The sequence below is a fragment of the Burkholderiaceae bacterium genome, assembly GCA_024235995.1.
Classification (GTDB): Bacteria; Pseudomonadota; Gammaproteobacteria; order Burkholderiales; family Burkholderiaceae_C; genus Ottowia.
The window spans coordinates 2050241-2067923 of record JACKLI010000001.1 but is presented as its reverse complement, the minus strand read 5'-3'; the positions used below and the strand labels follow the sequence as shown (position 1 = coordinate 2067923).

At 69.0% G+C, this 17683-nt stretch carries 17 protein-coding genes, 1 tRNA gene and 1 pseudogene; 15 read left to right on the top strand and 4 right to left on the bottom strand.

Annotated features, from left to right (window positions below; genetic code table 11):
• The first annotated feature begins 23 nt into the window (after positions 1-23).
• Genes pobA through H6927_09935 form a run of 13 tightly spaced genes read left to right on the top strand, consistent with a single transcriptional unit; the run spans position 24 to position 14118 of the window.
• On the top strand, positions 24-1238 hold the full coding sequence (pobA, locus tag H6927_09995; protein MCP5218427.1) for a 4-hydroxybenzoate 3-monooxygenase: 1215 nt from the start codon (positions 24-26) through the stop codon (positions 1236-1238).
• Between the two features lie 27 nt (positions 1239-1265).
• On the top strand, positions 1266-2294 hold the full coding sequence (locus tag H6927_09990) for an amidohydrolase (GenBank protein MCP5218426.1): 1029 nt from the start codon (positions 1266-1268) through the stop codon (positions 2292-2294).
• Positions 2295-2297: 3 nt separating this feature from the next.
• Positions 2298-2981, top strand: a complete 684-nt coding sequence (ligK, locus tag H6927_09985; protein ID MCP5218425.1) for a 4-carboxy-4-hydroxy-2-oxoadipate aldolase/oxaloacetate decarboxylase — start codon at positions 2298-2300, stop codon at positions 2979-2981.
• A gap of 13 nt (positions 2982-2994) precedes the next feature.
• Positions 2995-3927: an amidohydrolase family protein gene (locus H6927_09980; protein ID MCP5218424.1), complete on the top strand. Its 933-nt coding sequence runs from the start codon at positions 2995-2997 to the stop codon at positions 3925-3927.
• 2 nt (positions 3928-3929) lie between these two features.
• Entirely contained in the window at positions 3930-5294 is a 1365-nt protein-coding gene (gene ligA, locus H6927_09975) for a protocatechuate 4,5-dioxygenase subunit alpha (protein ID MCP5218423.1), read from the top strand.
• 54 nt (positions 5295-5348) lie between these two features.
• Positions 5349-6305, top strand: a complete 957-nt coding sequence (locus H6927_09970) for a Gfo/Idh/MocA family oxidoreductase (protein ID MCP5218422.1) — start codon at positions 5349-5351, stop codon at positions 6303-6305.
• Between the two features lie 44 nt (positions 6306-6349).
• The gene (locus tag H6927_09965; protein ID MCP5218421.1) at positions 6350-7519 is read left to right on the top strand and encodes an ABC transporter substrate-binding protein; all 1170 of its coding nucleotides are present in this window, start codon (positions 6350-6352) and stop codon (positions 7517-7519) included.
• Between the two features lie 34 nt (positions 7520-7553).
• Complete coding sequence (locus tag H6927_09960; GenBank protein MCP5218420.1) at positions 7554-8408, top strand: branched-chain amino acid ABC transporter permease; 855 nt, start codon at positions 7554-7556, stop codon at positions 8406-8408.
• Between the two features lie 12 nt (positions 8409-8420).
• Complete coding sequence (locus H6927_09955; protein MCP5218419.1) at positions 8421-9452, top strand: branched-chain amino acid ABC transporter permease; 1032 nt, start codon at positions 8421-8423, stop codon at positions 9450-9452.
• Positions 9449-10285, top strand: a complete 837-nt coding sequence (locus H6927_09950; GenBank protein ID MCP5218418.1) for an ABC transporter ATP-binding protein — start codon at positions 9449-9451, stop codon at positions 10283-10285. Before H6927_09955 ends, H6927_09950 begins: the two co-directional genes overlap by 4 nt.
• On the top strand, positions 10278-11018 hold the full coding sequence (locus H6927_09945; protein MCP5218417.1) for an ABC transporter ATP-binding protein: 741 nt from the start codon (positions 10278-10280) through the stop codon (positions 11016-11018). The genes H6927_09950 and H6927_09945 overlap by 8 nt, the downstream gene beginning before the upstream one ends.
• Complete coding sequence (locus H6927_09940) at positions 11015-12907, top strand: FAD-dependent monooxygenase (GenBank protein MCP5218416.1); 1893 nt, start codon at positions 11015-11017, stop codon at positions 12905-12907. Before H6927_09945 ends, H6927_09940 begins: the two co-directional genes overlap by 4 nt.
• Before the next feature lie 41 nt (positions 12908-12948).
• A complete protein-coding gene (locus tag H6927_09935) occupies positions 12949-14118 on the top strand; it encodes an ABC transporter substrate-binding protein (GenBank protein ID MCP5218415.1) in 1170 nt (389 codons plus the stop codon).
• A 60-nt stretch (positions 14119-14178) separates the two neighbouring features.
• On the opposite strand, the gene H6927_09930 is transcribed toward H6927_09935, so the two are convergent.
• A tRNA-Arg gene (locus H6927_09930) sits at positions 14179-14255 on the bottom strand.
• An 86-nt stretch (positions 14256-14341) separates the two neighbouring features.
• Between H6927_09930 and H6927_09925 the strand changes: the two genes are divergently transcribed.
• Complete coding sequence (locus H6927_09925; GenBank protein MCP5218414.1) at positions 14342-15178, top strand: NAD-dependent protein deacetylase; 837 nt, start codon at positions 14342-14344, stop codon at positions 15176-15178.
• 211 nt (positions 15179-15389) lie between these two features.
• On the opposite strand, the gene H6927_09920 is transcribed toward H6927_09925, so the two are convergent.
• Positions 15390-16538 carry a hypothetical protein gene (locus H6927_09920; protein MCP5218413.1) on the bottom strand — a complete coding sequence of 383 codons (1149 nt, stop codon included), beginning with the start codon at positions 16536-16538 and terminating at the stop codon, positions 15390-15392.
• Entirely contained in the window at positions 16535-16672 is a 138-nt protein-coding gene (locus H6927_09915; protein ID MCP5218412.1) for a hypothetical protein, read from the bottom strand. Before H6927_09915 ends, H6927_09920 begins: the two co-directional genes overlap by 4 nt.
• Before the next feature lie 145 nt (positions 16673-16817).
• Here H6927_09915 and H6927_09910 point away from each other — a divergent pair, with 145 nt between their 5' ends.
• On the top strand, positions 16818-17225 hold the full coding sequence (locus tag H6927_09910) for a hypothetical protein (GenBank protein MCP5218411.1): 408 nt from the start codon (positions 16818-16820) through the stop codon (positions 17223-17225).
• A gap of 68 nt (positions 17226-17293) precedes the next feature.
• Here H6927_09910 and H6927_09905 read toward each other — a convergent pair.
• Positions 17294-17653, bottom strand: a pseudogene (locus H6927_09905) (hypothetical protein).
• Between the last annotated feature and the right edge of the window lie 30 nt (positions 17654-17683).

Genomic DNA, 17683 nt, shown 5'->3' with positions numbered 1-17683 from the left:
CGTTGCCGCCACGAGGAGACTTCATGAGCACGTCGAAGACGTCGAGGACCCAGGTCGCCATCATCGGCGCCGGCCCGTCCGGGCTGCTGCTGGGCCAGTTGCTGCACAAGGCCGGCATCGACGCCGTGATCATCGAGCGCGTGAGCGGCGACTACGTGCTGGGCCGCATCCGCGCCGGCATCCTGGAGCAGGTCAGCGTCGACCTGCTGGACGCGGCCGGCGTGGGCGCGCGCATGCACCAGGAAGGCCTGGTGCATGGCGGCATCGAGCTGATGTGGGACGGCCGGCGCCACCGCGTGGACCTGAACCGGTACAGCGGCGGCCAGAACGTGATGGTGTACGGCCAGACCGAGGTCACGCACGACCTGATGCAGGCGCGCGCCGTGGCCGGGCTGCCCACGGTCTACGAGGCCCGCAACACCGCCGTGCACGACTTCGGCACCACCCGCCCCTACGTCACCTGGGACAAGGACGGCCAGTCGCACCGCCTGGACTGCGACTTCATCGCCGGCTGCGACGGCTTCCACGGCGTGTGCCGCGCCAGCGCGCCGCGCTCGGCCATCACCGAATACGAGAAGGTCTACCCCTTCGGCTGGCTGGGCCTTCTGGCCGACACCCCGCCGGTCAACGACGAGCTGATCTACATCAACAGCCCGCGCGGCTTTGCCCTGTGCAGCCAGCGCAGCAAGACGCGCAGCCGCTACTACCTGCAGGTGCCGCTGACGAACCACGTGGAGGACTGGAGCGACGACGCGTTCTGGCAGGAGCTGAAGCTGCGCCTGGATGACGAAGGCCGCGACAAGCTGGTGACCGGCCCCAGCCTGGAGAAAAGCATCGCCCCGCTGCGCAGCTTCGTCACCGAGCCGCTGCGCTTCGGCCGCATGTTCCTGGCGGGCGACGCCGGCCACATCGTGCCGCCCACCGGCGCCAAGGGCCTGAACCTGGCGACCACCGACGTCAAGTACCTCAGCAACGCGCTGGTCGAGTTCTACCGCGACAGGAGCGAGGCCGGCATCGACGACTATTCGCGCAAGTGCCTGGGCCGCATCTGGCGCGCCGAGCGCTTCTCGTGGTGGCTCACGCAGCTGATGCACCGCTTTCCGCACGACGAACAGATCACGGCCAAGTTCCAGCACGCCGAACTGGACTACCTGACCCACTCCGAGGCCGGCCTGCGCACCATCGCCGAGAACTACGTCGGCCTGCCGCTGGACTTCGCCGAGCGCTCGCTCATGTAACGCCTTCACGCACGGGAAGAACCCACCATGATCATCGACTGCCACGGCCACTACACCACTGCCCCCGCGGCGCTGGGCGAATGGCGCAACCGCCAGATCGCCGGCATCCAGGACCCGGCCGCCATGCCCCGCGTGGCCGAGCTGAAGATCTCCGACGACGAGCTGCGCGAATCGATCGAAAGCAATCAGCTGCGCCTGATGCGCGAGCGCGGCTCGGACCTGACCATCTTCAGCCCGCGCGCCAGCTTCATGGCGCACCACATCGGCGACTTCCAGGTCTCCAGCACCTGGGCGGCCATCTGCAACGAGCTGTGCCACCGCGTGAGCCAGCTCTTTCCCGAGCACTTCATCGGCGCCGCCATGCTGCCGCAGTCGCCCGGCGTCGACCCGGCCAGCTGCATCCCCGAGCTGGAAAGGTGCATCAGGGACTACGGCTTCGTCGCCATCAACCTCAACCCCGACCCTTCCGGCGGCCACTGGACGAGCCCGCCGCTGACCGACCGCCACTGGTACCCCCTCTACGAGAAGATGGTCGAGTGGGACATCCCGGCGATGATCCACGTCAGCACCAGCTGCAACGCCTGCTTTCACACCACCGGCGCGCACTACATCAACGCCGACACCACGGCGGTGATGCAGCTCATCCAGGGCGAGCTGTTCAAGGACTTTCCCACGCTCAGGTTCGTCATCCCGCACGGCGGCGGCGCCGCGCCCTACCACTGGGGCCGCTACCGCGGCCTGGCGCAGGAGCTGAAGAAACCCCTGCTCACCGAGCACCTGCTGCACAACGTGTTCTTCGACACCTGCGTGTACCACCAGCCGGGCATCGACCTGCTGATGAAGGTGATCCCGGTGGACAACATCCTGTTTGCCAGCGAAATGATCGGCGCGGTGCGCGGCATCGACCCCGAGACCGGCCACCACTACGACGACACCAGGCGCTACGTGCAGGCCACCGCCCATCTCAGCGACGAACAGCGCCACAAGATCTACGAAGGCAATGCGCGGCGCGTGTATCCGCGCCTGGACGCCGCTCTGAAAGCAAAGGGGAAATAAGCCATGTACGAACTGGGCGTCGTCTATCGAAACATCCAACGCGCCGACCGCGCGGCGGCCGACGCGCTGGCGCACTTCGGCAGCGCCACGGTGCACGAGGCCATGGGCCGCGTGGGCCTGCTCAAGCCCTACATGCGCCCCATCTACCCGGGCGCGCAGGTGTCGGGCACGGCGGTCACCGTGCTGCTGCAGCCGGGCGACAACTGGATGATGCACGTGGCCGCCGAGCAGATCCAGCCGGGCGACATCGTGGTGGCCACCGTCACCGCCGAATGCACCGACGGCTACTTCGGCGACCTGCTGGCCACCAGCTTCAAGGCGCGCGGCGCGCGGGCGCTCATCATCGACGCCGGCGTGCGCGACGTGCGCACCCTGCACGAAATGGGCTTTCCGGTCTGGAGCAAGGCCATCAGCGCCAAGGGCACCATCAAGGCCACGCCGGGCTCGGTCAACATCCCCATCGTCTGCGCCGGCATGCTGGTCACGCCCGGCGACGTGATCGTGGCCGACGACGACGGCATCGTCTGCGTGCCCGCCGCGCGCGCCGCGCAGACGCTCGAGGCCGCGCAAAAGCGCGAGGCCAACGAGACCGGCAAGCGCGAGATCTTCGCCAGCGGCGTGCTGGGGCTGGACTATTACAAGATGCGCGAAGGCCTGGCCCAGGCCGGCCTGCGCTACATCGATTGAAGCAAGGTACGCAATGACCAAGCCGACGAGCGGTGATTTCACCAAGACAGCGGGCTGGCTGGACTGGTACGACGGCCCGAGCCGGCCGCGCTTTGCGCTGCCCCCCGGCAGCGTCGACGCGCATTGCCACGTGTTCGGCCCGGGTGCGCAGTTTCCCTATGCGCCCGAGCGCAAGTACACGCCCTGCGACGCCGGCAAGGCGCAGCTGTTCGCGCTGCGCGACCACCTGGGCTTTGCGCGCAACGTGGTCGTGCAGGCCACCTGCCACGGCGCCGACAACCGCGCGCTGGTCGATGCGCTGCAGGCCGCCCAGGGCAATGCGCGCGGCGTGGCCACCGTGCGCCGCGACGTGAGCGACGCCGAGCTGCAGCGCTTGCACGCGGCCGGCGTGCGCGGCGTGCGCTTCAACTTCGTCAAGCGCCTGGTGGACTTCACGCCGCGCGATGAGCTGATGGACATCGCCGGCCGCATCGCCCGGCTGGGCTGGCACGTGGTGATCTACTTCGAGGCGGTCGACCTGCCCGAGCTGTGGGACTTCTTCACCGCGCTGCCCACCACGGTGGTGGTCGATCACATGGGCCGGCCCGACGTGAGCAAGCCGGTCGACGGTCCCGAGTTCGAGCTGTTCATCCGGTTCATGCGCGAGCACGCCAACGTGTGGAGCAAGGTGAGCTGCCCCGAGCGCCTGTCGGTGAGCGGCCCGCCGGCGCTGGACGGCGAACGCGCCGCCTACCGCGACGTGGTGCCGTTCGCGCGCCGCATCGTGGAGGCGTTTCCCGACCGCGTGCTGTGGGGCACCGACTGGCCGCACCCCAACCTCAAGCAGCACATGCCCGACGACGGGCTGCTGGTGGACTTCATCCCGCACATCGCGCCGACCGCCGAGCTGCAGCGCAAGCTGCTGGTGGACAACCCCATGCGCCTGTACTGGCCCGAGGAGGCCTGACCGTGTCCCTGAACAAACCCTATCTCGACGTCCCCGGCACCACCATCTTCGATGCCGACCAGAGCCGCAAGGGCTACTGGCTCAACCAGTTCTGCATGAGCCTGATGAAGGCCGAGAACCGCACCCGCTTCAAGCAGGACGAGGACGCCTACCTGGCCGAATGGCCCATGACCGACGAGCAGAAGGCGGCGGTGCGCGCGCGCGATCTCAACTGGATGATGCGCACCGGCGGCAACATCTACTTCCTGTCCAAGCTGGGCGCCACCGACGGCCTGAGCTTCCAGCAGATGGCCGGCAGCATGACCGGCATGACCGAGCAGCAGTACCGCGCCATGATGGTGGCCGGCGGGCGCAGCCCCGAGGGCAACCGCGTGGTGGGCGAGCACGGCGACGCGCAGGGCCCGGTCACCCAGAGCGCGGCCTGGCAGGACTGGGAGAAGCAGGCACAAAATCGCCTTGCAGCGGCCGTGCAGAAAGCGCACGATGCTCCCAAACAAGGAGCAAGCGGCCACGCGCGCATCAGCGCCTCGGTGTACGCCTCGCACGTGCCGGCCATCGGCGCGGCGATCGATCATGGCAAGACGGCCGAACCCTACTGGGCGCCCATGTTCGCCGGCTTCGAGCCCAGCAAGGCGTGGATGAAGGCGCATCGGCCGGACGTGGTGTTCCTGGTCTACAACGACCACGCCACCAACTTCGACCTGAGCGTGATTCCCACCTTCGCCATCGGCACGGCGGCCGAGTTCGAGCCCGCCGACGAGGGCTACGGCGCGCGCCCGGTGCCCAAGCTGTACGGCCACCCCGAGCTGGCCTCGCACATCGCCCAGTCGGTCATCCAGCAGGGGTTCGACCTGACCCTGGTCAACGAGCTGAAGGTGGACCACGGCCTGACGGTGCCCATGAACCTGATGTTCGGCACGCCCGCGGAATGGCCGTGCCGGGTGATCCCATTCCACGTCAACGTGGTGCAGTACCCCGTGCCCTCGGGCGCGCGCTGCTTCGCCCTGGGGCAGGCCATCCGCCGCGCCATCGAGAGCTTCGACGAGCCGCTGAACGTGCAGGTCTGGGGCACCGGCGGCATGAGCCACCAGTTGCAGGGCCCGCGCGCCGGCCTGATCAACCGCGCGTGGGACAACGCCTTCCTCGACAGGCTGATCGCCGACCCGCAGGACTTGTCGGCCATGCCCCACATCGACTACGTGCGCGAGGCCGGCAGCGAGGGCATCGAGCTGGTGATGTGGCTGATCGCCCGCGGCGCCATGGCCGACGCGGGCGGCGGACGCGCGCCGCGCGTGGCGCACCGCTTCTACCACGTGCCGGCCTCGAACACCGCCGTCGGCCACCTCATACTCGAAAACCAAGCCTGATAGGCTGATAGCCCGCACCCAACAAGCGCCAACAGCTATCAAACGAGAAGCATCATGACTCAACCCATCAAGGTCGCGCTGGCCGGCGCCGGCGCCTTCGGCATCAAGCACCTGGACGGCATCCGGAACATCGACGGCGTCGAGGTGGTGTCCCTGGTCGGGCGCCGCCGCGAACCCACGCAGGCGGTGGCCGACAAGTACGGCATCGCCCACGTGGCCACCGACCTGGCCGAGAGCCTGGCGCGGCCCGACGTCGACGCGGTGATCCTGTGCACGCCCACGCAGATGCATGCGGCGCAGGCCATCGCGTGCCTGCAGGCCGGCAAGCACGTGCAGGTCGAGATTCCGCTGTGCGACAAGCTGGCCGACGGCCAGCGCGTGCTCGACGCGCAGCGCAAGGCCGGCCGCGTGGCCATGTGCGGCCACACGCGCCGCTTCAACCCCAGCCACCAGTACGTGCACCAGAAAATCGCGGCGGGCGCATTCCACCTCCAGCAGATGGACGTGCAGACCTACTTCTTTCGCCGCACCAACACGAACGCGCTGGGCCAGCCGCGCAGCTGGACCGACCACCTGCTGTGGCACCACGCCGCGCACACGGTCGACCTGTTCGCCTACCAGGCCGGCAGCCCCATCGTGCAGGCCAACGCGCTGCAGGGGCCTGTCCACCCCGAGCTGGGTATCGCCATGGACATGAGCATCCAGCTCAAGGCCGCCAGCGGCGCCATCTGCACGCTCAGCCTCAGCTTCAACAACGATGGGCCGCTGGGCACCTTCTTCCGCTACATCGGCGACAGCGCCACCTACATCGCGCGCTACGACGACCTGGTGAACGGCAAGGAAGAGAAAATCGACGTGTCCAGCGTCGCGGTGTCGATGAACGGCATCGAGCTGCAGGACCGCGAGTTCTTCGCCGCCATCCGCGAGGGGCGCGAGCCCAACGCCAGCGTCGCCCAGGTCCTACCCTGCTACGAGGTGCTGCAGCAGCTGGAGCAGCAGCTGAACGCCTGACCGACGACACCCACCCTTTTGATCCGCCAACCAAGGAGAACGACATGAGACTGAGCAAGACCCTGGGCGTCGCCGCCCTCGCGCTGGGCGCCGCCCTGGCCTTCGGCCCGGCGCAGGCCAAGGACCTGAAGATCGGCCTGGTGCTGTCGATCTCCGGGCCCTACGCCGACTACGGCAAGCAGATTCGCCGCGGCATCGACCTGTACATGGCCGAGCACGGCGACACCGTGGCGGGCCGCAAGGTCAAGCTGATCGTCAAGGACGACACCGGCATCGCGCCGCAGATCGCCAAGCGCGAGTCGCAGCAGCTCATCATCAACGACAAGGTCGACATCCTGGCCGGCTACGACCTCACGCCCAACGCCTTCTCGGCCGCGCCGCTGGCCACCGAGGCCAAGGTGCCGATGGTGGTGATGAACGCGGCCACCGCCTCGGTGGTCGAGAAGTCGCCCTACATCGTGCGCACCTCCATGACCATGCCGCAAAGCGCCTGGGCCATGGCGCAGTGGGCGCACGCCAACAAGGTCGGCAGCGCCTACATCGTGGTCGCCGACTACGGCCCGGGCCACGACTCGCAGGCGCAGTTCACCAAGACCTTCACCAGCCTGGGCGGCAAGATCGTCGGCGAGGTTCGCACGCCGGTGAACACCACCGACTACTCGCCCTTCCTGCAGCGCCTGAAGGACGCCAAGCCCGACGCGGCCTACTTCTTCGTGCCGCCCGGCAGCTCCATGGTGGCGCTGTCCAAGGGCTTTCGCGAGCTGGGCCTGGACAAGCTGGGCATCAAGGAAATGGGCCCCGGCGACATGACGGACGAAAGCTCGCTGGCCGCGCTGGGCGACGCCGCCCTGGGCTTCATCACCGCCTTCCACTACTCCGACGCGCACGACTCGCCCGAGAACAAGGCCTTCACCGCCGCCTACGCCAAGGCCTACAAGGACGACCGCCCCAACTTCATGGCGGTGGGCGGCTACGACGGCATGCACGTGATCTACGAGGCGCTGAAGAAAACCAAGGGCGACGCCAGCGGCGATGCCTTCATCGCCGCCGTCAAGGGCCTGAAGTGGACCAGCCCGCGCGGCCCGGTCGAGATCGACCCGCAGACGCGCGACATCGTCCAGAACGAGTACATCCGCAAGCTCGAGCGCGTGAACGGCGTGCTCAAGAACGTGGAGTTCGACACCTTCAAGGCCGTCAACCCGCAGACGCCCTGACCCGGAGGGCGGTGCAAGCTCCCAGGGAACAACCATGACGATCCTCTTCGACGGCATCGCCTCCGGCATGCTGCTGTTTCTGATCAGCGTCGGCCTGTCGGTGACTCTGGGCTTGATGAACTTCGTCAACCTGGCGCACGGCGCCTTCGCCATGATCGGCGGCTACGCCTGCGTGGTGCTGCTGAACGACTACGGCGTGCCCTTTCTGGCCACCCTGCCGTTCGCGGTGCTGGTGCCGGCGCTGGTCGGCATCGTGCTGGAGCGCACGCTGTACCGGCGCCTGTACGCCGCCTCCGACCTCGACCAGGTACTGTTCTCGCTGGGCCTGGTCTTCATGGCGGTGGCCGCCGCGCACTACTTCTTCGGCGCCCAGCAGCAGCCGCTGCACCTGCCGGACTTCCTGAAGGGGCAAATCCACCTGCCGGGCCTGGACGTCGGGGTGTACCGCCTGTTTCTGGTCATCGTCGGCCTGGCGGTGGCTTTCGGCCTGCAGTGGTCGGTCGTCAAGACCGCGTTCGGCGCCCGCCTGCGCGCCGCGGTCGACAACCAGCGCGTGGCGCGCGGCATGGGCATCAACGTCAGCCGCGTGTTCAGCCTGACCTTCGCCCTGGGCTCGGCCCTGGCCGGCCTGGGTGGCGCGCTGGGGGTGGAGATGCTGGGGCTGGACCCGGAGTTTCCGGTCAAGTACCTGGTGTACTTTCTGATCGTTGTTTCGGTGGGCGGCAGCGGCAACATCCTGGGCTCGCTGTACGCCGCCATCCTGCTGGGCGTGGCCGACGTGGTGGGCAAGTACTACATCCCGCAGATCGGCGCCTTCATCATCTACGCCGTCATGGTGGCCACCCTGATCTTTCGCCCCCATGGCCTGTTCGGCCGTGCCCACAAATAAAGAGGCCCCTGCATGACGACCTCGATTCGCGGCGCGGCGAACGCCGACGCGCTGGCCCGCTTTCGGCGCTCGGCAAACTGGAAACCGCTCGAATACGCCTTCTGGTGCCTGCCGGTGCTGGCCTACTTCGCCTTTCCGGGCAACTACCTGCTGCTCAGCCAGATCGCCATCACCGGGCTGTTCGCGCTGTCGCTCGACCTGATCTTCGGCTACGCCGGCGTGATCTCGCTGGGCCACGCGGCCTTCTTCGGCGTGGGCGCCTACACCGTCGGGCTGATGGGCTCGCACGGCTGGAGCGACCCGCTGCTGGGCCTGCTGCTGGGCGCGCTGTTCGCCGGCATCGTCGGCTTTCTCAGCAGCTTCCTGCTGCTGCGCGGCAACGACCTGTCGCGCCTGATGGTCACGCTGGGCGTGGCGCTGATGTTCTTCGAGCTGGCCAACAAGCTGACGCGCATCACCGGCGGCGTGGACGGCCTGCCCGGCATCACCATCGGCCCCATCCTGGGCGTGTTCGACTTCGACATGTTCGGCCGCGCGGGCTACATCTATTCGGTCGTCGTGCTGTTCGTGCTGTTCTGGCTGGCGCGCCGGCTGGTGCATTCGCCCTTCGGCCAGAGCCTGCGCGGCATCCGCATGAACGCGCTGCGCATGCCCGCGCTGGGCGTGCCGGTCAATCGCCGCCTGGTCAAGATCTACACCATCGGCGCGGCCTATGCCGGCGTGGCCGGGGCACTGCTGGCGCAGACCAACCAGTTCGTCTCGCTCGACGTGCTGAGCTTTCAGCGCTCGGCCGACCTGCTCCTGATCCTGATCCTGGGCGGCGCCGGCCACCTGTACGGCGGGCTGATCGGGGCCGTCGTGTTCGTGGTGCTGCACGACCAGCTGTCGGACCTGAACCCGCAGTACTGGCAGTTCTGGCTGGGCCTGATCCTGGTGCTGCTGGTGCTGTTCGCGCGCGGCGGTATCCTGGGCACGGCGCAGCAATGGATCGAGTCGCGCCGCCAGCGGGCGCAGGCGCGCCAGCGCGCGGAGAGCGCAGCATGAGCGCCGCCGGGCCATCCCAAGGCGCGAAGGCCCCCTCGGGGGGCGGCGCAGCAGGCGCAGCCGCGGAGCGTGGGGGCGTGTTGCACGCGCCAGCGCTTCAAACGCACGGCCTGGTGCGCACCTTCGGCGGCTTTGTCGCCACCGACCACGTCAACCTGGTGGTCGAGCCGGGCGCGCGCCATGCCCTCATCGGGCCCAACGGCGCCGGCAAGACGACGCTGATCAACCTGCTGACCGGCTACCTGGAGCCCACCGCCGGCCGGGTCGAGCTGCTGGGCCAGGACGTGACCGCCATGGCGCAGCACGAGCGCTGCCGCCAGGGCCTAGTGCGCACCTTCCAGATCAACCAGCTGTTTGCCAACATGACGGTGCTCGAGTCGGTGGCCATGGCCGTCAGCGAGCAACAAGGCCTGGGCACGCACGGGTGGAAGCCGCTGGCCGGACACGGCGAGGTGGTGGACCAGGCGGCCGCCATCCTGGAGCGCCTGAAGCTGCTGCCCGACGCCTACGCGCGCACGCGCAACCTGGCCTACGGCCGCCAACGCCTGATCGAGATCGCGCTGGCGCTGGCCATGCGCCCCAAGGTGCTGCTGCTGGACGAGCCCGCTGCCGGCGTGCCCACCAGCGAAAGCCAGGAGCTGTTCGAGACCATTGCCGAGCTGCCGCGCGAAGTGACCATCCTGCTGATCGAGCACGACATGAACCTGGTGTTCCGTTTTGCCGAGCGCATCTCGGTGCTGGTCTCGGGCGCGATCCTGGTCGAAGGCGCGCCCGACATGATCGCCCGGCACCCGCGCGTGAAAGAGGTCTACCTGGGAGAGTCGCATGGCTGAACGGCTGCGCATGGAGCAGGTGTGGGCCGGCTACGGCGACGCCATCATCCTGGAGGACGTGTCGTTCACCCTGGAGGCCGGCGACAGCTTGGCCCTGCTGGGGCGCAACGGCATGGGCAAGACCACCCTGCTGGCGACCCTGATGGGCGCCACGCGCCTGCGGCGCGGCCGCATCCACTTCGGGGACCGCGACATCGCCACGCTGCCCAGCCACCGGCGCGCCCGCGCCGGCCTGGGCTGGGTGCCGCAGGAACGCGACATCTTCCGCTCGCTCACGGTGGAGGAGAACCTCACCGTCGTGGCGCGGCCGGGCGAGTGGAACCTGGCCCGGGTGTACGAGATGTTTCCGCGCCTGCAGGAGCGCCGCGCCAACATGGGCAACCAGCTCTCCGGCGGCGAGCAGCAGATGCTGGCCATGGGCCGCGCGCTCATGCTCAACCCCAAGGTGCTGCTGCTGGACGAGCCGCTGGAAGGGCTGGCGCCCATCATCGTGCAGGAGCTGCTGCACATCATCGACCGCATGGTGCGCTCCGGCAGCATGGCCGTGATCCTGGTCGAGCAGCACGCGCGCCAAATCCTGCCCATCACGCGCCAGGCGCTGGTGCTCGAGCGCGGGCGCGTGGTGCACGCCGGCCCCAGCGACGCGCTGCTGCGCGACGACGCCGCGCTGGACGCCTGGCTGGGCGCCGGCGCCACATCCAACACCGAACCCCGACGAGAGGCAATGCCGTGAAGTTCCACCACCAAGGCTACGTGTCCGGCGACCCGCGCATCCAGCCGGCCCAGGGCAGCGGCATCGACCGCCCCACCGACCTGCCCGATCGGGTCGACGTGCTGATCGTCGGCGCCGGGCCGGCGGGCATACTCGCCGCCGCCCAGCTGGCGCAGTTTCCGGACATCGACACCCGCATCGTCGAGCGCCGCTGCGGCCGCCTGGAAGTGGGCCAGGCCGACGGCATTCAGCCGCGCAGCGTGGAGACCTTCCAGGCCTTCGGCTTTGCCGACCGCATCGTGGCCGAGGGCTGCCTGATCGTCGAGACCGCCTTCTGGAAGCCGGACCCCCAGGCCCCCGAGCGCATCGTGCGCACCTCGCGCGTGCTGGAGGACCCCAACGGCGTCAGCGAGTTTCCGCACATCACCGTCAACCAGGCGCGCGTGCTGGACTACTTTGCCGAGGCCATGGCCAACGCCCCCACGCGCATGGCGCCGGACTGGGGTCTGGAGTTCCAGGACCTGCAGGTGGCCGACGCGGGCGAGTACCCCGTCACCGTCACGCTGGTCCACAGCGGCGGCCCCCGCAAGGGCCAGACCCGCCGCGTGCGCGCGCGCTACGTGGTGGGCGCCGACGGCGCGCACAGCCGGGTGCGCGGCGCCATCGGCTGCACGCCCTCGGGCGACAGCTCCAACCACGCCTGGGGCGTGATGGACGTGCTGGCCGTCACCGACTTCCCGGACATCCGCGTCAAATGCGCCATCCAGTCCCAGCAGGACGGCAGCATCCTGCTGATTCCGCGCGAAGGCGGGCACATGGTGCGCTTTTACGTCGACCTGGGCGACGTGGACCCCAGCGCCCGTGCCGCGGTGCGCCAGACCACGGTGGAGCAGACGATTGCCCGCGCGCAAAAGATCATGCACCCCTACACGCTGGACGTGCGCGAGGTGGCCTGGTACAGCGTGTACGAGGTGGGCCACCGCGTGTGCGACCGCTTCGACGACGTGCCGGCCGGGCACGCGGGCCAGCGGGCGCCGCGCGTGTTCATCGCCGGCGACGCCAGCCACACGCACAGCGCCAAGGCCGGCCAGGGCATGAACGTGTCCATGCAGGACGGCTTCAACCTGGGCTGGAAGCTGGCCCACGTGCTGCAGGGCCGCAGCCCCGCGCGCCTGCTGTCCACCTATTCCACCGAGCGCCAGCGTATCGGCCAGGACATCATCGCCTTCGACAAGCGCTGGGCCTCCATCATGGCCAAGCCGCCCGGCGAGGCCCGGGACACCAGCGAGCTGGAGCAGGGCTACCTGCAGATCACCGAGTTCGCCCAGGGCTTCATGACGCAGTACCAGCCCTCCATGATCACGGGCTCCGCGCAGCACCAGGCGCTGGCCACCGGCTACCCGATCGGCAAGCGCTTTCGCTCGGCCCGGGCCACCCGCGTGGCCGACGGCGCGGCGCTGCAGATCGGCCACGAGGCGCGCGCCGACGGCCGCTGGCGCCTCTATGTGTTTGCCGACGCGGCGCCGGCCGGCGCCGACTCGGCCGTCAAGACCCTGGCCGACTGGCTGGCCCACTCGCCCCAGTCGCCGGTGCGCGGCTTCACGCCGGCGGGCCTGGACGCCAACGCCTGGTTCGAGCTCAAGCTGATCTACCAGCAGGAGCACACCGCGGTCGATCTGGGCCAGGTGCCCGCCGTCTTCCTGCCGCGCATCGGCGCCCATGGCCTGATCGACTACGAGGGCGTGTACGCCACCACGCCCGGCGACGACATCTTCGATGTGCGCGGCATCGACCGCCAGGGCGCCATCGTGCTGGTGCGCCCCGACCAATACGTGGCCCACGTCCTGCCGCTGACGGCCACCGACGCGCTGGGCGCCTTCATCGCCGGCTTTGCCCTGCCGCAGCGCTGACCCCCTCCCCCATCCCCATCCCGCCACCCAGAAAGCCCTGCATGAAACCCCTGAAAATCCTCGGCGCCCTCGGCCTGGCCGCCAGCGTGCTGGCCGCATCCGCCACGGCGCAGGCCAAGGACCTCGCCATCGGCCTGGTCATGCCCATGTCCGGCCCCTTCGCCGCGCACGGCAAGCAGCTCAAGCACGGGATCGAGCTGTACCTGGCGGCGCACGACAACACCCTGGGCGGGCGCAAGGTCAAGCTCATCGTCAAGGACGACACCGGCATCGCGCCGGCGGTGGCCAAGCGCCTGGCGCAGGAGCTGATCATCAAGGACAAGGTCGACATCCTGGCCGGCTTCACGCTCACGCCCAACGCCTTCTCGGTGGCGCCGCTGGCCACCGAGGCCAAGGTGCCCATGGTGGTGCTCAACGCCGCCACCTCCTCGATCACCGAGAAGTCGCCCAACATCGTGCGCGTGTCGATGACGCTGCCGCAGGACACCGCGCCCCTGGCCCAGTGGGCGCACGCCAACGGCATCAAGAAGGTCTACACCCTGGTGGCCGACTACGGCCCCGGCCACGACGCCGAGCAGCAGTTCAAGAAAACCTTCACCAGCCTGGGCGGCCAGATCGTGGGCGAGGTACGCACCCCCGTCGCCACGCCCGACTACGCGCCCTTCCTGCAGCGCATCAAGGACGCCAGGCCCGACGCCGTCTTTTTGTTCGTGCCCAACGGCGAGCCCGGCGTGGCGCTGGCCAAGGGCTACACCGAGCGCGGCCTGGCCGCCGCCGGCATCAAGGCCCTGGCCACCGGTGATGTGACCGACGAGGACGTGCTCGACGCCATGGGCGACGCCGCCCTCGGCATGATCACCTCGTTCCACTACTCGGCTGCGCACGACTCGCCCGAGAACAAGGCCTTCACCGCCGCCTACGCCAAGGCCTTTCCCAAGGACCGCGCCAACTTCGTGGCCGTGGCCGGCTACGACGGCATGCACCTGATCGACCTGGCGCTGGCCAAGACCAAGGGCGACGCCAGCGCCGACGCCTTCATGGCCGCCGCCAAGGGCCTGAAGTGGAGCAGCCCGCGCGGCCCGGTCGAGATCGACCCGCAAACGCGCGACATCGTCCAGAACGTCTACATCCGCAAGGTCGAGCGCGTGGGCGGCGTGCTACAGAACGTCGAGTTCGACACCATCAAGGCGGTGAAGGACCCGGGCAAGTAAGCAACCGAGCGCCGATAAAAAAAGAGCCTGAACATCGTTCAGGCTCTTTTTTTCGATAGGTGGTGCGGCTGGCAGGATTCGAACCCACGACCCCTTGGTTCGTAGCCAAGTACTCTATCCAACTGAGCTACAGCCGCACAGGAAAGCGTGAGAGTATACAACAAGATTTTGGCGTGGTGCAGGGGCGCTGGCGCGCCGCCCGCCTGCGGCATCATGCCCATCCATGCCGGCCGACCTGCACGCCCTCGCCGCCTTCGCCCACCGCCATCCGCGCCTGCTGGTGCTGACGGGCGCGGGGTGCAGCACCGACAGCGGCATTCCCGACTACCGCGACGCCCAGGGCCAGTGGAAGCGCGCGCCGCCCATGACCTTCCAGGCCTTCACCGGCGATGAACGGGCCCGCCAGCGCTACTGGGCGCGCAGCCTGATCGGCTGGCGCGTGATGAGCGCCGCCCGCCCCGGCCCCGCGCACCAGGCGCTGGCGCGGCTGGAAGCGGCCGGCCACGTCGAGCTGCTGCTGACGCAAAACGTCGACGGCCTGCACGGCGCCGCCGGCAGCCGGCGCGTCATCGACCTGCACGGGCGCATCGACACCGTGGTGTGCCTGGCCTGCCACACACGCCTGCCGCGCACCGACTGGCAGGCGCTGCTGCACGCGCGCAATCCCGGCTGGCATCGTCACCAGGCCGCCACCGCCCCCGACGGCGATGCCGACCTGGACGGCCTGGACTTCTCCACCTTCCAGGTGCTCGCCTGCCCCCGCTGCGGCACCGGCATGCTCAAGCCCGACGTGGTGTTCTTTGGCGAAAACGTGCCGCGCGAACGCGTCGACGCCGCCATGGCCGCGCTGCAGCGCGCCGACGCGCTGCTGGTGGCCGGCTCCTCGCTGATGGTGTATTCGGGCTACCGCTTTGCCCAGGCCTTTGCTGCTGCCGGCAAGCCCATCGCCGCCATCAACCTGGGCCGCACGCGCGCCGACGACATGCTGGCGCTCAAGGTGACGCAGCCCGTGGGCGAAGTGCTCCCGAGCATGGCCCGCCTGCTGGCGGCGCAGGGGTGAATGCCGGCCGGCCAATGCATGCAAGGTGCTCGCCTGGTGCACCCACGGTGTCGTGCGCAAGCGCTCAACAGCCGTACCCGGTCAATGCACGCAACAGCCGATCGAGCTCTTCAAGCCGCAGCCGCGCCTGGTCCAGTTGCTCGCGCCCGAAGTGCTTCTCATAGAGCCGCGGCTCGTGCACGGCTGCGCCCACATCATCGGACGCCGCATCTCAACCCCTCCACAACGCGGGATCGGGAAACGCGCCGGGGCGGTAGTCGTCGCCCGGCGACGCGGGGCGCGCATCGGGCGTCAGCATGAACACGCACTCGAGATAGGGCCGCGCATCGTCCCACGCCGTCCTGGCCCGCCACAGCTCGGCCAGCGTGCGCACCACGTCGATCACGTTGGGTTGTGCCCCCAGCAGGTGGGCCGCCAGCGCATCGGGTTGATCGGCACGGCCGTGCTTGCGCGAGTCCTGGTGCGGGTAGGAGTGAAACTCGACGATGGGACCCGGTGCCGGCCAGTCGGCGCGCCCGGCACAGGTGGAGCCGGGCACGGGCACCGCGCGCTGCGTGTGGCCGGCGGCAAACGAGTCTTGCACCACGTGCAACAGGCTGCCCAGGGCAATGCGCTGCAGCCGGTCGTCCCGGCGCGCCGAGGGATCGCCCAGCGCAAACAAGTCCTGGATACGCCAGCCTTGATTGAACCGAAAACGCTGGGCAAACCCGTCGATGGGCAGGCTGGCCACCATGCGCTGGGAGTCGAACCTTGGCTCGCCAATCGCCGTACGCCAGGCAAACTCCGCCCACGCCAGCACATTGCGCCGGGTTTGCTCGGGTGCCTCGCCGTCCGCGATCGCCATGGCGTGCAGGAATTGCAGGTCACCGAAGTGCGAACGCACCAGCAAATTGGAGTTGGCGCCGGTCATGCGCACGCCACGGCCGGCCGCACTCTCGCCATGCCGAAACACTTGCCCCCAGCACATCGGCTGCGTGACCAAACGCACCGTCTGGCCCGCCGTGCAGCCCGCATACCCGCCTCGCCCCGGCAGAAACTTGAACGCTGGGTCGTCATTCCAGCGCACACCCGCCACCTGATAGCGGATATCAAACTCGCAACCTGGCGTCTCAGCCCCATCGGCTGGGCATTGCAGCGCACGCCGCGTGATGTCTTCGTGCACCGGGTGCCCTACCACCGCCACACCCCAAAAAGCCCCGCTGTTGATCGCGCGTTGCAAGCGGCTGGCCGAATACGCAGCCAGCCTGCGCTCGGTCGTCGTCGCCTCGGGGGTGAGCTTCCATGCCATGGCGGGCGCCGCTGTCCCCACCGCCAGGCAGATGCCCAGCATCGCCGCTTGCAATGCTCGGTGATCGCTCATGAACCAGCCTCCTTGCAACCACCCAGCAGATCGCACAGGTCCAGGAAGTGGCTTTGCGCGCCCTGCTCCTCGTTCAGGTGCGCGGCGGGACCGCCAGGGCCCCATTGGGCGATGAAATCGGTGGGGGTGATCAAGACCAGGTTACTATTGGTTTGATAGCTGTTTGCGCTTTGTTGGCACGGGCCATCGGCTCATTTTGTTTGTAAAACTGCCCCTTGGCCACCTTCAGCCCGGACCAGCCATTCTGACCCATGCGCGGGCCGCACCCGTGGCGAGACAATGCGCCATGACCGAAGCGCCCGAGTCCCCGCCCCGCGCCGCCTGTTCACCGCGCTGTTTGCCGATGCGCCGGCGCGCGCGGCCATCGACGCCGCGCGCCAGGGCTGGAGCGGACTGCCGGCGCGCCTGCGCCCGCTGCCCGAGCGCATGCACGTGACGCTGCAGTTCTTCAACGCGGTGGACGCCGGGCGCGAGCGGGCCTGGCGCGCCGCGCTGGCGGAGCTGCGCTTTGCGCCGTTCGACCTTGCGCTGACGCGCGCCGAGCTGTGGCATGCCCCGCGCGGCACCATCGCCGTGCTGCGCCCCGCGCCCATCGGCTGGCGCGTGCAGGCGGTCGACCTGGTCTGGTCGGACCTGCAGGCGCAGCCGCCGCGCTATCACCGGCTGGCGACGTTTGCGGCGCGCTGACGGGTGGCGGCGGGGCCACCCGGCTGGGTGAAGGCCGCGCTGAAGTCGCCCCGCGCGGCGCTGGGGCAGAGGTAGGCCAGCACGGCGGCGATCAGCAGCAGCGCGGGGACGTCGCCAACCAGGTGGCCCATGTGCTCGGGGCTGACGATGGCCTGGACGGCCATGATCAGGGCGTGGACCACGCTGGACCAGATGGTGAACGCGATCAGGCCCTGGTGAAGCGCCGGGTTGCGGGCGGCCAGCCACAGGAAGACGCCCAGGCTCGCGTAAATGCCCAGGATCATCTGCAGGTAGTACGAGGGGCCCCCGTGGTGCCAGGTCCAGCCGCTGGGCCACAGCACCGTGAGCGGGTACAGGCCGAAGATCAGCACCACGCCGATCGTGCGCAGCGCCAGCGGCAGGACGCGGAGTTTGGTCGTGTCGGTCATGGAAGGCTCCCGGAGTCGAGGTGCGTGCTC